The 14130-nt window shown below is 41.1% G+C and carries 13 protein-coding genes and 1 tRNA gene; 6 read left to right on the forward strand and 8 right to left on the reverse strand.

The window, feature by feature from the left end; translation table 11 throughout:
• Positions 1-135: 135 nt before the first annotated feature.
• Positions 136-444 carry a PTS cellobiose transporter subunit IIB gene (locus IAE53_RS00115; RefSeq protein WP_200136491.1) on the reverse strand — a complete coding sequence of 103 codons (309 nt, stop codon included), beginning with the start codon at positions 442-444 and terminating at the stop codon, positions 136-138.
• A 199-nt stretch (positions 445-643) separates the two neighbouring features.
• On the opposite strand from IAE53_RS00115, the gene IAE53_RS00120 reads away from it, so the two are divergent.
• From IAE53_RS00120 to alr, 3 genes are read left to right on the forward strand one after another with little or no spacing between them, the layout of a single operon-like run.
• On the forward strand, positions 644-2737 hold the full coding sequence (locus tag IAE53_RS00120; RefSeq protein WP_200136492.1) for a DNA topoisomerase: 2094 nt from the start codon (positions 644-646) through the stop codon (positions 2735-2737).
• Between the two features lie 42 nt (positions 2738-2779).
• A complete protein-coding gene (locus tag IAE53_RS00125; protein ID WP_200136493.1) occupies positions 2780-4117 on the forward strand; it encodes an NAD(P)/FAD-dependent oxidoreductase in 1338 nt (445 codons plus the stop codon).
• Positions 4118-4132: 15 nt separating this feature from the next.
• Positions 4133-5254, forward strand: coding sequence for an alanine racemase (alr, locus tag IAE53_RS00130; protein WP_200136494.1), 1122 nt, complete (start codon positions 4133-4135; stop codon positions 5252-5254).
• A 128-nt stretch (positions 5255-5382) separates the two neighbouring features.
• Here the strand turns inward: alr and IAE53_RS00135 are convergent, their stop codons facing one another.
• The 4 genes from IAE53_RS00135 to IAE53_RS00150 all read right to left on the reverse strand — a co-directional run bounded on the left by IAE53_RS00135 (position 5383) and on the right by IAE53_RS00150 (position 8162).
• Entirely contained in the window at positions 5383-5931 is a 549-nt protein-coding gene (locus tag IAE53_RS00135; RefSeq protein ID WP_200136495.1) for a folate family ECF transporter S component, read from the reverse strand.
• A 15-nt stretch (positions 5932-5946) separates the two neighbouring features.
• Positions 5947-7107 carry an MFS transporter gene (locus IAE53_RS00140; RefSeq protein WP_200136496.1) on the reverse strand — a complete coding sequence of 387 codons (1161 nt, stop codon included), beginning with the start codon at positions 7105-7107 and terminating at the stop codon, positions 5947-5949.
• 74 nt (positions 7108-7181) lie between these two features.
• On the reverse strand, positions 7182-7928 hold the full coding sequence (locus IAE53_RS00145) for an NUDIX hydrolase (protein WP_200136497.1): 747 nt from the start codon (positions 7926-7928) through the stop codon (positions 7182-7184).
• 162 nt (positions 7929-8090) lie between these two features.
• Positions 8091-8162: transfer RNA gene (locus IAE53_RS00150), tRNA-Gln, on the reverse strand.
• 312 nt (positions 8163-8474) lie between these two features.
• Here IAE53_RS00150 and IAE53_RS00155 point away from each other — a divergent pair.
• The 3 genes from IAE53_RS00155 to IAE53_RS00165 all read left to right on the forward strand — a co-directional run bounded on the left by IAE53_RS00155 (position 8475) and on the right by IAE53_RS00165 (position 10970).
• Complete coding sequence (locus tag IAE53_RS00155; RefSeq protein WP_200136498.1) at positions 8475-8993, forward strand: phosphatidylglycerophosphatase A; 519 nt, start codon at positions 8475-8477, stop codon at positions 8991-8993.
• Positions 8994-9129: 136 nt separating this feature from the next.
• On the forward strand, positions 9130-10272 hold the full coding sequence (nagA, locus tag IAE53_RS00160) for an N-acetylglucosamine-6-phosphate deacetylase (protein ID WP_010278509.1): 1143 nt from the start codon (positions 9130-9132) through the stop codon (positions 10270-10272).
• The gene (locus tag IAE53_RS00165) at positions 10272-10970 is read left to right on the forward strand and encodes a GntR family transcriptional regulator (protein WP_004915766.1); all 699 of its coding nucleotides are present in this window, start codon (positions 10272-10274) and stop codon (positions 10968-10970) included. Before nagA ends, IAE53_RS00165 begins: the two co-directional genes overlap by 1 nt.
• A 34-nt stretch (positions 10971-11004) precedes the next feature.
• On the opposite strand, the gene IAE53_RS00170 is transcribed toward IAE53_RS00165, so the two are convergent.
• Genes IAE53_RS00170 through IAE53_RS00180 form a run of 3 tightly spaced genes read right to left on the reverse strand, consistent with a single transcriptional unit; the run spans position 11005 to position 14113 of the window.
• Positions 11005-11700 (reverse strand): methionine ABC transporter permease, encoded by a 696-nt coding sequence (locus IAE53_RS00170; protein ID WP_010278514.1) that lies wholly within the window; start codon positions 11698-11700, stop codon positions 11005-11007.
• Positions 11697-12785: a methionine ABC transporter ATP-binding protein gene (locus tag IAE53_RS00175; RefSeq protein ID WP_148423242.1), complete on the reverse strand. Its 1089-nt coding sequence runs from the start codon at positions 12783-12785 to the stop codon at positions 11697-11699. The genes IAE53_RS00170 and IAE53_RS00175 overlap by 4 nt, the downstream gene beginning before the upstream one ends.
• Positions 12782-14113 (reverse strand): M20/M25/M40 family metallo-hydrolase, encoded by a 1332-nt coding sequence (locus IAE53_RS00180; protein ID WP_200136499.1) that lies wholly within the window; start codon positions 14111-14113, stop codon positions 12782-12784. The genes IAE53_RS00175 and IAE53_RS00180 overlap by 4 nt, the downstream gene beginning before the upstream one ends.
• Positions 14114-14130: the final 17 nt, after the last annotated feature.

Consider the following 14130-nt stretch of genomic DNA (forward strand, 5'->3'; position numbering starts at 1 on the left):
TTGTGATATTAAAGATGGTAAAAGGAGCCGACAAAATGTGACCATTTCCAACTTATTGATACAAAGTATTAGCGCTGTTGCACCTTGCTTTTAATATTATTAGTAATAACATGCAATTGGCAACTGACTTTGTATTTAGCCAATTTGCTCAATCGCTGCACCTATAATTTTTTCAGCATTCATCGTGCCATAAGCCATCATTTCAATGTTAATAACCGGAATGTTGGCGCCATATTTGTCATTATATTTATCAAACAAGTAGCTTACTTGAGGTGCAATCATGATAATGGCGTGCTTGACGTGAGCAATATGTTCTTCAGCAGCGGCATCTGCGATGCCTTCAACATGGTAACCTAAATTATGGGCTGCACTATATTGGTCCATTTTATTTGACAACATTGAAATTGACATGCCCGCGGCATCAACTAATAGAATTTCTGACATTTTATTGACCTACTTTCTTGATTTGTTTTTAGTATAACACTTACTAAAAGTAAGTGTTATTTTTTGTTTCATAAGCATAAGCGTTATCTAAATTCAAATCGTACAATAGAGTAGGCGTTAATTCAGGCAGAGGGCAACGGCTTGCGCAATCTGTTAAAATAGAGTCAATTAACCTTAGAAAGATAGCGCACACATTACTATGCCTAATTATCTCATCCTAACTGAAAAACCATCCGCAGCCGCTAATTTTGGTAAAGCACTGGGCGGCAAATCAGGATCATTTGACAACTTTACTTATACCATTACTAATTTGCGTGGTCATGTGATGACACTCAAAGATCCAGAACAAATGGTGGCAGAAGACCTCAAAAAACAATACAAATCATGGCTCATTAAACATTTACCTTGGCGATTAGAAGATTTTTCGTGGACACGTACGTACATCAAACAGCGCAATTTGAGAACAGGCAAAATAGAGTCGACGAAAAAGCTAATTGACGACCTAAAAAAAGAATCTAAAGCAGGCTTTGATGCGATTATAATTGCCACTGATACTGATCCGTCAGGAGAGGGCGAATTACTTGCTTGGGAAGCTTTAGACGCAATCAGTTGGCACGGACAAGTGCTTCGTGCTAATTTTATGGATGAGTCAACGACCGGCATTCAAAAAGCAATGCGTCAGTTACGTGATGTGTCTGACAAAATGGCTGATGGTGAGTACATCAAAGGAGAAAGTCGCAATCGCTGGGACTTTGCGTCCATGCAACTTACCCGTATTGCTACAACTTCTGCCAAAAAGGCTGGTTTTCAAGTTGTTGCCCGTGAAGGACGTCTGAAATCAGTTATTGTTTGGCGTATTTATCAGCAACTTGAAGCCATTAAAAACTATGTTAAAACGCCATTTTTTGAGGTGAAGTTCAAAGATCCGGCAGGACATATTTTTGGACGTGTGACACCACAAGGCGATGTGGTGCCATGGCGCTTTTCGACGAAAGCACAAGCAGAGCAAGATATTTTGCAATATCATAACGGTGCCGTTGTTAATGAAAAACACCAAACCCGTACGCAAGCGCCAGGGAAGTTACTTGATTTAGCCGGCTTGGCGTCAATTTTAGCCCCGCGCGGCTTCTCTTCTAAAGAAGTTTTGAGTACTTATCAAAAATTGTATGAGGCGCAAGTCGTCTCATACCCAAGAACCGAAGATAAAACAGTGACGCCAGATCAATTTAATGATTTGTTGCCTTTAGTAGATCGTATTGCGGCAGTTGTTGGTATTGATCCCTCGCTGTTAACACATCGGACACCACGCTCAACTCATGTCAAAGCACAAGGAGCGCACGGTGCCAATCGGCCAGGTGAAAATGTCCCCAACACAACCGAGTCATTATCAAAGTACGGTGCTAGCGGACCAGCCATATATGACGTATTGGCCAAAAACTACTTGGCAATGTTAGCAGAAGATTATGTCTATGATCATGTTACGGCTAATTTACAAGATTATCCCGACTTTAAAACGGCATTCAATGTGCCAATTGAACTTAACTTTAAACTAGTCTATGATGCTCAAAAAGCCATTAAAGTTGATGATGGGGAAGAGGATGAGAACAACGCCACTAAAGGGGAATTAGGACCTGACGCGACGCCTTATTTGCACGAAGGCGCTAATCCAAAACCACAAGCACCAACAACGAAGTGGATTATGGCATTCTTAGAAAAGCATAACGTCGGTACTGGTGCGACACGTGTGGCAACACTTTCTGAAATGGCGCGCGGCACTAAAGCCATGATATCTGAAAAAAGAGGGAAGTTAGACTTAACAGAGACAGGTAACGTCTCCGCTATTATGGTTAAAGATACTTGGATTGCTTCACCCAAAATTACCAAGCGTTTATTTGAAATGATGGATCAAGTGGGTCAATTTGAGATGACGATGACGCAAGTACTTGATTCAGCCACTAAAGTGGTTGAACATGATCTGCCAATTATGGTCAACAATGCGCAGTCTTTAGAAGATTTATTAGGAAAACCCAAACCAAAAGTTCGAAAGACCAGAAAAGTGTCAGAAAAAATGACTGGTACTTGGCAGGGACAAGAAGTTACATTTGCTCGAGAATGGAGTGGCCACGTATTTACTGATGATGAACTGCAAAAGTTGTTATCTGGGACAGAAGTGAGTTTTCCTGCTAAATCTAAACGTGGTAAGCCGTACACAGCAGTTGGCAAATTAGCCAAGCAAACATTTAAAGGTAATACATTTTATGGTTTTAAGCTTAATCCAAAACCAAAAAAATAACGACTGTATTGTATAATAATAAAAAAATTAAGTGAGGCAAAAATGGCACAATATCAATATGACGTCGGCGTGATTGGCGCCGGACCAGCTGGCCTAGCGGCAGCATTTGCCGCTAAATCATTAGGAAAATCAGTCGTTATTATCGAGCAATATTTGTGGGGCGGTACGTGCCCAAACTATGGCTGTGATCCTAAAAAAATATTACTTTCTGCCGTTGAAGGTATTAGGCGTCAATCCGCCATGCAAGGACGTGGCTTACAAGGATACTCAAAAATTAATTGGTCAGACTTGATGACCTACAAGCAAGGTTATGTTGATGCTGTCGAACCACGCAAAGTTCGTGGATTGGATGAAGCAGGGATAACGCGGTTATATGGTCATAGTGAATTTATAAACACTGACACAGTATCCATAACAGATAACGATGACACGATTAAAGCTACTGATTGGATTATCGCGGTTGGACAACGTCCTAAAAAGCTTGATTTTCCAGGGTCTGAATTCACACAAGACAGTGAAGACTTTTTGAATTTGCCTGATTTACCAGATGATGTGACCTTTATTGGGGCGGGGTATGTTGGTGTCGAATTTGCCACAATCACAAATGCCGCAGGTGCACATACCCGCGTTGTCACGCATGGCCATAGTGCGTTGCGTGACTTCGATCAAACACTGGTACAACAATGGATTACTGAAACGCAAGAAGCTGGTTTTGATTGGTATTTTGATGCGACAGTAGTTAAAATTGAAAAAACTGACACAAAAAAGTTATTAGTGTCGCTTGATGATGGGACACAATTCCAAACAGACCGTGTTTTCGTCACAGCTGGACGTGTCGGAAATGCTGATAAGTTAGGACTTGAAACGGCCGGCATTACCTATAGTGAAGCTGATATTCCAGTTGATGACTATTTAAGAACCAGCAATCCTCATGTTTACGCAGTTGGCGATGTGGGTGGTAGTCCGGCGCCAAAGTTAGTGCCCACAGGTAATTATGAAGGACGCTATGTTGCACAACTTATAGCTCAAAAAATAACTGACCCAATTGCATTTCCGACTATGCCTGCAGTAGTGTTTGGATCACCACGTATTGCGCAAACAGGTATATCAGTTAAGGAAGCAGAAGAACTAGGTTATCGTGTCACTGATGTTGATATGAGTCAAGTCATTACTTTCTATCGCTATCATGACAACGCCAGAATTCGTACAGTACTGGATCCAAATGGGCGGGTTGTTGGCGCCAGTGTCATTGCCATGGAAGCAGAAGAATTAATTAACTATTTTGTGACCGCTATCAACGACAAAAGAACTTTAGCAGACACGCAAGCAAATATTTATGCTTATCCATCACTAGGTTCCGAGTTTGGCGCGTTTTATTAACGAAAGTGTGGCAATATGAATTACGCAGCATTGCATCGTCATGCACAAGTGACCTTATCTCGCTCAGCTGTTGCGCACAATGTGGCAGCCATCAAAAATCATGCTCATGCACAACAAGTAATGGCTGTCTTAAAAGCCAATGCATTCTCACACGGTTTACCAGAAATGGCGATGTTGAGTAGCCAATCTGGTGCAACTCGTTTTGGCGTGGCGATGCTGGATGAAGCACTAGCATTACGTGATTTAGGCTATCAACAGCCCATTGATGTATTAGGTCTGACGGATCCGCAGTTCGTCCGATTAGCCGCACAAAGAGATATTACGTTGGCATTTAGTTCACTAGCGACTATTCAACAAGCGGCCAAAGTATTAGCTGATACATCATTACACCTGAAAGTATCGTTGCCGGTTGACACAGGACTTAATCGTATTGGTTTCAAAGAACGTGACCAATTGGTGCTAGCAATCCAAGAAGTAGTTGATTCGAAACAGTTAGAATTTCAAAGCCTCTGGACACATTTTGCTACGGCAGATACACCTAATGAGACGTATGTTGATTTTCAAATATCAGAATGGCAACGTTTAACGCAGAATTTACCTGCACAACCAAAGGAACAACACTTCGCTAATACTGGTATAGCCACTTGGTACGCTGATAAAGTCGATACCGATATTATTCGTTTAGGTGTGGGCTTATTTGGCATTGATTCTTCTGAACCAACCATGCCGATGCCGTTTGAACTGGAACCGGTGCTCGAACTAACGGCTGAAGTTATTTTTAGCAAACCGATTAAAGCTGGGGAAGCGGTGGGATATGGTGCAGATTATCGCGCGAAACACGACGGGTGGTTATTAACGATTCCGGTTGGGCATTCAGACGGTTATCCATTTAATGCTGATGGTATGCGCGTTTTAATAGCTGATGGACAAGTCGGACATATCGCTGGTGGTGTGGCGATGGACCAGACGATGATTTTTGTCGATAAGCCAGTGAATGTTGGTGTTCAAGTGACGTTAATTGGCAAGGTTGGCATTCAATCAGTGAGTTTGTCTGATTTGGCTCAGTATTCAGATGCTAGTATTGTTGCGCTGATGAATAATTTTGCGCCACGTTTGCAGCGTATCATCGTGCCATAAACATGGTAAGCAGTAGACAATAGTCTTGGGTAAAAAGTACGGCGGCAGCTATCAAGATAAACAATAATATCAACTAATTGGGAATGTGACGTTTTTCAGGCTGATAGCAAAAATCATTGACCATGGTATTACAAATTATGCTTGATTTCTCTTAAAAATTTATTGGCTGCAATGCCCTTGAGTATACTGATTAATACAAATGTTTCAATGAAAAATGTAAAGAAGTTACGCACAGCGCGTGTCATAAACACTACGTGCCAGTCTATATGGTAAACAAAAGAAACGATAGTAGTATCAAGTAAAAGACTAATGGGACCAAGAACAATTAAGTGGGCGACAACGATGTTAAGCCATGACCATTTGCGACCATGAAGTAGCACACCATATACCATGCCACCTAAGAAAGCACCTATTAAGAATTGCCAAGCGAAGGTGGATGAACCACCGAAAACGGTGCTATTTAAAAAATCGGACATCAGTTCAACTGTGCCGGCCAACCACGGACCAAGAAAATAGCCCATCAGACCCATAGAAATAAAGCCTAATGCTATTTGAAAATAGCTAGGACCAATACTAATTTTCCATAATATGATATCAAGTGCTAACATCAACGCTGCGATGGTCAGCACTTGTATCGTCAATTTTGGGCTTTTAAATGTATAATAATCTTTCAACATGCTTGTAACATCCTTTTACGCATTCAGGCGATCTGGCAAAAAGACTGCCGCTAGTGCGCCAATAAAGAGTGACATCATGAAAATAGTAAAAATATGATTAACAGACACATGATAATCTAATAACCAGCCAACCAGCAAAGGACCAATTACGGCGCCTAACCGGCCAATTCCTTGGGCAATACCGGTCATAGTACCACGATATTCCGGCAAATATTGAACCGGAGTCAGTGCAATAATTGTGCCGTAAGCACCAAGATTAAAAAATGAGAGTAAACTGCCGAATAGTATGGTTGCAGGTATGCCGTCAGCTTGACCAAAGGCAAAAGCACTCAACGCTGTGCCAAACATGTAAATGATGAAGACCCAACGAACTTGTATTTTTCCCATTAACCACGCTGCAACAAAATAACCAGGCAATTGTGCAATTGTAATGAGAACGGTATAGCCAAATCCCGTCACTAAAGTGTTGCCACGACTAGCCAAAATTGTCGGCAGCCACATAAACATGCCATAATAACTGAACATCACCATTAGCCAAGTTAACCATAGTAGAATAGTTTGATAATTAAAATTAGCAATCAAACTTGTTTTTAAAGTGGGTGATTTTGTGGCTATCTTTGGTGCATCAGTGAGCCTACTGCGCAAGATCAGAGCAAACAATACCGGAACGGCGGTTAGTATTAATAACCCACGCCAGCCAAGGTTATTAGCAAAAAAGAATGCTAATACGGATGCAATGAGCCAACCCACTGCCCAAAAACTATCTGCTAGAATTAATAGGCGCGATTGTACGGTTCCTTTAAAATGGTCAGCCAAATAAGTTGCGGCTACAGGTAATTCGCCGCCCAAACCAAGACCAACTATGAAACGAATAACTAAAAACCAGTGATAATTGGGTGAAAATGCTAATGCTAAATTGCCCAAAGAGAACAAGACAAGACTGGCTGTTAAAACGTTTTTTCGACCAAAGTGGTCAGCAGCCTTACCAAACAATATGGCACCAAATGCCATGCCAATAGCTGTGACAGAAGACAATAGACCTGTTTGAGTGGCTTCTAGATGCCACTGTGTTTTTACCATTGGCATGATAAATGACAGCAACGCCACATCTAGTGCATCAAAGAGCCAAGCAGTACCGATAATTAATAATGTTTTGCGCGTAAAAGATGACCACATAAAAAAACTCCCTTTTAAGTATTAAATACTTTTATTGGAGTTAAGAATATCACGCTATTGATTAAAAGTCAATTTTACTTTAATTGGTAGAGTTTTGCTGGACGGCCTTTTCCTACTGTGGTAACAGCACCAGTTTCAGAAAAAAGATGATCGTGTGTTTTTCGAAAATTGGAATTATCAATTGCTAATTCTGAGATGCCGAGGAAATTAGCATAGATTTTACGTGCATTTTTGAGTGTAAAGGTGTCGCCAAGAATCCGTAGAATTGACGGCGCATAATCAAGTTTGTTGCGAACACGAGTGATGGCGGTTTGAATAATCAATTCATGATCAAAAGCTAATTGTGATTGGTTACTATTAACGGTTAAGTTCTGATAAAAAATGTCTGGTGAGGCGGTTGGTAATTTAATACTGAACTCAGGGTGAACTAAATAAAAGCGACTATGTAATGATTTGACCGGTACCCAAGCAACATTGACAGCGCCGACACCTGGTGTCAAATCTGGCATTTTTGGCAAAAAACTCATGTACGCTAGGGCAAGCTGACGGTCTGATTTAGTGCGAAGCACTGATGAAAAAGTCGCAAGCTGTTCAGTATGGAAACTATCTAATTGGATACCAATTTTGTCTGAAATGAGTCTTAGCGCCGCTGAATCGGCATCTTCAGTTGACCTTAGAAATGTTTCAGGAAGGCTCCAAAAATGTTTAAAGGGCTCATCTGATTTTTTTGCTAAGAGTACCACAACTTCTTCAGTTGTAAAATTATAACTCCAAATGACGTTGGTTACTGTGACAATTGGCCGCGAAATAATTTCTGGCATGAATTTGAACACCTCCTATGGCTTATTATATCTTATTTTTTGGTGAAATAGCTGTCACCATGATCTTGAGTTTACTGAATGAACGTCACAACAATGGTGTTATCAACGCATGACGAGCCAATGAAAAAGGCAACCAACTAAAAGTTGATTGCCTATTAGAAATTGCCCCTGCTGGATTCGAACCAGCGCGTAGTGGCACCAGAAGCCACCGCCTTACCGCTTGGCCAAGGGGCAATTACTCTATATATTTTACAGAAAATGTCTCTCTTTTGCAAGCAGTATTTTTGAAACGATTGCGATTTTGTTCAAGCATTCGATTGTGATTAAAAAAATGAAAATTTCATGTCCTGGTTTTGAAAATATCATAGGCGCCAATCACAGCAAATTAACCTTTCAGTTAGAATAATGAAAAAATAATCGTTTCATTTGTGACATTAATTAGCGGAGTTTGATATTATCAAAATGTTGTTGTGACAGCATTTGTCTTCATGATAGCTTTCAAAATCAAAGTTCGATATACTAGAAAAACATAGAAGGGGGTAACACATGCAGTACGCAACTTACGACAACACAATTAAAAAATTAGCACAGCACCATATTACGGTAAAAGATATCGCCCAAATTGCTTTTGATAATGAACAATCATACGTGGCAGGTTTGACACTTGAGCAAGTGTCAGAAGCGGTGGAAAGTATTTTACATAAGCGCGTTGTTCAGCACCAAGTATGGGTTGGACTTGAATTAGATCGCTTGGCTGAAGAACATTTATTAGAAGCACCACTGCAAGATTTAGTTGAACATGATGATGGTTTATTTGGCGTTGATGAGACAATTGGAACCGCCATTGCAATGTCTTTTGACACGATTGGTGTGACCAATTATGGCTACATCGACAAACTAAAAGTTGGACTGGTTGGCGAACTTGATCGCAAGGGAAAAACAAGCGAAGCAGTGACGACATTTGCTGATGATATTGTGGGTGCTCTAGCTGCAGCTGCTGCTTCTAAGGTAGCCCACAAATTTGCGGCAGGAATGGTTGAAAACGAATCAGAAATCAAAAACTAATACTGAGGTGTTTTTTTATTGTCATCATCAGGGATAGAAAATATTTGCAAAATAGGTCTAGACCAATTATACTTAAAGTATAAAAGCTAGAGGAGGAAAGTGCTGCGGCGTCCAAAACGCCGTACCACGTGATGATATGGCAAAATTAATTAAGAATATTGACTTGTATACAGGCTATAAGCATATGCCAGACGCCTACATGCGCTTCACTGACACAATTGAGGAAGTTGGCTACATGGCTGATTTCACAGCGCGAGCTGACGATGAAGTCATTGACGAGGCAACTGGTCAACTGGTCGTACCAGGATTCATTGATGTTCATAAACATGGTGGTTACGGTTTAGACACTATGGACGGCGATCCCGATAAGCTTAACGAGATGGTCAACAAGATGGTGACAGAAGGGATTACCTCACTATTTCCAACGACCATGACGCAATCACCTGAAAATATTGAACGTGCGTTGAAGACAATCGATCAAGTCGCTAAGACTAATCCGGTTATTCAAGGAATTCACTTGGAGGGACCTTTCATTAATAAAGTTTTCATGGGTGCCCAACCTGAGAAGTATATTATTGATCCAAATACTGAGTTACTCAAAAAATGGTATGCACTTTCTGGCGAACGAATACGCTTAGTCACTTATGCGCCTGAAAATGGTGGGTTACCTGACTTTGAGGCATTCATGTTGCAACATCATATTGTGCCATCGATTGGCCATTCTAATGCTACTCGTGAACAGTTACGACATTCCCGTGCTACTCACATAACACATTTGTATAACGCACAACGACCACTACATCATCGTGAACCCGGTGTTACGGGTCATGGCATGCTTGAAGAATCAATTACAGGCGAATTAATCGCTGATGGTTTCCACGTTGTGCCTGATATGCTACAATTAGCTTTCAAGGTCAAGGGGGCACAGCGTCTTGATTTGGTGACTGATTCAATGCGTGCCGAAGGATTAGGTAATGGCGAATCAGAATTGGGTGGACAAAAAGTAATTGTTAAAGACAAACAGGCACGCTTAGAAAATGGTCACTTGGCTGGTTCTGTTTTAGCCTATGATGATGCTTTTGCTAATATTCAACGCTTTACAAGTGCGGATATTAGCGATGCTGTGCAAATGAGTTCAGTCAACCAAGCACGGGAATTTGGTTTGACACAAAAAGGTGATTTGTCAGCAAGTAAAGACGCTGATTTTAATATTTTTAATCAAGACATGCAATTACAAGCGACATACTCACTTGGTCGTCGCTTCGCAAGGGAGAATTAATGGCTAAACCGCGTTACATCGAAATTCACAATCAAATATTGTCACGAATAGAAGCTGGCGAGTGGGAAGCTCAAAAACGTTTGCCCGCTGAGCGTGATTTGGCACTGGAATTTGATGTGTCGCGGATGACTTTGCGTCAAGCAATTCAAACTTTGGTAGACGAAGGCATTTTGGAACGCAAGGTTGGTTCAGGAACCTATGTTGCTGAAAAGAAAGTGTCTGAACGTGCGCTGGGTGTCACAAGTTTTACGGAATTAATGGCTGCCACAGGAAGACAAGCACGCACGGTGACTGTCAGTTATAAAACAACAACACCCTCTGCTTCGGAAATGGAGCATTTGCAACTATCAGAGACTGATGAAGTATTGGTGATGGAACGGCTGCGTTTGGGTGATGATGAACCTATTCTGTTAGAACAAACAACTTTGCCGGTTAAATTAGTTGAAGCGTTTACACGTAGTCAATTAACGCAATCGTTGTATGCAACGCTGGAACAGGCAGGCATTAATCCGGGTCGCGCTGAGCAAACAATTACGGCGAGTCTAGCCAACGAACGCTTATCAGAGTTACTTCATATTAAGCGTGGTGATCCAATTCTGTCAGTACGTCAAGTTTCATATGATCAAAATGATATGCCGTTTGAGTACTCTCGTTCATTTTATGTTGGTGAGCGCTTTGAAATGACAATTACACGTTAAAAAAGCTGATATCTGTACGATATCAGCTTTTTTATTATTTATGATTGAGTCGTTTAACAAGAATATCACCAATGACTTGAACCACTAAGACTAGAATCAAAACTAACAATGTTGCAACTAACGTTGTATCGGTAGCAAAACGATTATAACCATACGAAATGGCCATATTTCCTAGACCGCCGGCGCCAATAGCACCAGCCATGGCAGTTAAGCCAATCAAACTAATTAAAGTGACGGTTGAAACACGAACCAGTTCGGACCGTCCTTCTCGTAAGTAAACGCCAAACACAATATCCCAAAAAGATGCACCAACTGATTGTGCAGCTTCGACGATGCCACCGCTAACTTCTGATAAAGCAACTTGAACTTGTCGTGCGTAAAACGGAAAGACGCCAAGAGATAATGGCACAAGCGCTGCGGTTGTGCCAATTTGGGTACCAACAATAATTTTGGTGACAGGTGCAATAGCTGCCAACAAAATGATGAATGGTAAGGCACGGAAGAAGGACACGATTTTATCAAAAATCCAAAACCAAGTTTTACTTGGTGCAATACCATTTGGCGCGGTAATAATAAGACCAATACCGAAAATCAGACCCAAAAGGCCACCAAAAATAGCTGACCAAAATGTCATGTACAGTGTTTGTACAATCGCAGTCCACCAACCAGTGTCGCCACCCCAGCCTTGATATATTACATTAGGGAAAGTATGTGCAAACCATTGGTTCATAATGATTGGCCTCCTTTAATAAGTTCAACTGTCACATGGTGGTCACGCAAGGTACCAAGTGCAGCTTTTAGTTGTGCTGATTCGCCTGATAAAATAACCAACAATGAGCCAACAGGCGTTTCTTGCAAAATTTCAATGTTGCCGTACAAAATATTAGCAGTAACATTGAAATCACGGAATAATCCAGCAATTAATGGTTCATCTGTTGTGTCGCCAACATATGACAGGCGCGCAAAGACTTCGTTATCTTTTAAGTTGTGAACCAACGCTTCATGGCTAATTGTTTCGATTGCTTTATCAATATTGGTAGCCGTTTCAATAAATTCACGTGTGAGTTGTTCTTTTGGTTGTGCAAATATTTCTAATAGTGAACCGCTTTCGATAATTTCACCGTCTTGCATGACGGAAACTTTGTTGGCAATTTCTTTAACAGCCTGCATTTCGTGCGTAATTAAAACAATTGTCAAACCAAATTCTTGATTGAGTTTCTTTAGTAATGCCAAAATTTGATTGGTTGTTTTAGGATCCAAAGCTGAAGTAGCTTCATCAGAAATTAAAATTTCAGGGTCGTTTGCCAAAGCGCGGGCAATGGCGACACGCTGTTTTTGTCCACCTGAGAGTTGGGCAGGAAATTGATCAGCGCGATCAGATAAATCAACTAATTCAAGTAATTCTGCTACTTTTGCCTTTTTTTCTTCCTCTTTTAATGGACTGTGTTGCAAGGCAAACGCAACGTTTTCAGTGACTGTCCGCTCATTTAGCAAATTAAAGTGTTGAAAAATCATGCCGATTTTGCGGCGTCTGTCACGTAAAGCGTTACCACCAATGATTGTTTTTTTAGCATTTTCATCAGTTGCTTGAAAAAACGTTTCGTTATTCACAATCACAGAGCCACTAGTTGGTTCTTGTAATAAATTAATGACGCGAACAAGGGTTGATTTACCAGCGCCGGAATAACCAACAATACCGTATACATCCCCACGATTAACGTGAACAGTAACATTATTAACGGCTGTGATCGTCCGCTTTTTTTGATGGAAAGTGACATTGATATTGTCTAGTTTAATAATGGGTTCTTCTGTCATTTTTCATAACTCCTAATTAGTGCTTTAATGACATCAATGTGTTGATTGTAGTCATCTAGGCGAATATTTTCATTTGGTGCGTGGTCGTTTGTATTGGCATAACCAATTCCTAAACTGGCAATGGGGGCACCCAATGCTTCATGAATATAATACATAGGGCCAGTACCGGGGGATGTTGGGATAACAACAGGTTGTGCTTTGTAGTAATTGGCTGTGACATCAATAACGCGTAAAATTTCTGGGTCCGACATGTCACTACGATAACCGGGTTGCCCCAATGTCTTAGTCACCAGAATATCAGAAAAGCCACGGTTTTGAAAGTGTTGCTTGATTTGAAGGAGCGTTTTGTCAGGATCCATTCCTGGAACTAAACGTGCTTCAAGTTTGGCTGATGCCTTGGCAGGCAAGACAGTCTTCACGCCTTCACCAACGTAGCCGCTTTCAATACCCTCAATGTTGAGTGTCGGTGAAAAATATAAAGTTGACTTCAAATCATCCCCAGTTTTGTCAGTCAAAAGCGGCACAGTGATTTGATGTTGCGCAATTAGTGCATCATGTGTCAGAGGTAATGCAGACACTAGCTGTATTTCACGGCTGTTTGGTGGCGTCACATCATCATAGAATCCTGCTACCGTAATGTGACCATTGTCATCGTACAATGTGGCTAGTGCCTGTGTCAAACGCCAGGCAGCTGAATCGACAACAGCAGCTAAAGACGAATGTAAATCATGACCAGCCGTTGTCGCGCTGACATCAAAAGTCACAATGCCTTTGTTACCGCCAAATATTTCCACTTCTTCGTTGGCATTTTTACCACCCGATTCCCAGATAACGAGGTCGCCAGATAAATGCTGCTGATACTTAGCCAAATAATCGTCGAGATGCTGAGATGACGTTTCTTCAGAACCTTCTATAATAAAGGTAATATTAATCGGTAACTGATTGTTACGTTCAGATAAATACTCAGCCACGGCAGTTAAGCGTGCAGTCAGGTTACCCTTGTCATCATCAACACCGCGACCATACAACTTACCATCTTTTTCTGTCAGCTGCCAAGGATCACTGTGCCACAAATCAAGTGGTTCTGCTGGTTGAACATCGTAATGATTATAAATGATAACTGTTGGCGCTTGAGGCACATCGCTGGTCAATTTGCCAATGATGAATGGTGCAAAGTAGGTATCATCATATAACACCTCAGCCCCTAAACCACGCAGTGCGTCCGCAATTAATTTAGCAGTTTCTGGTAGTGATTCATGTTTTGCTGAAACACTAGGTAATGCAACCAAATCATGTAAAAGTGTTAAATATTGTGTTCTGATGCTCATCTATTATCAATCCTCCC

Origin of the sequence: Leuconostoc sp. S50 (assembly GCF_016624925.1) — a bacterium.
In the GTDB taxonomy this organism is placed as follows: Bacteria; Bacillota; Bacilli; order Lactobacillales; family Lactobacillaceae; genus Leuconostoc; species Leuconostoc pseudomesenteroides.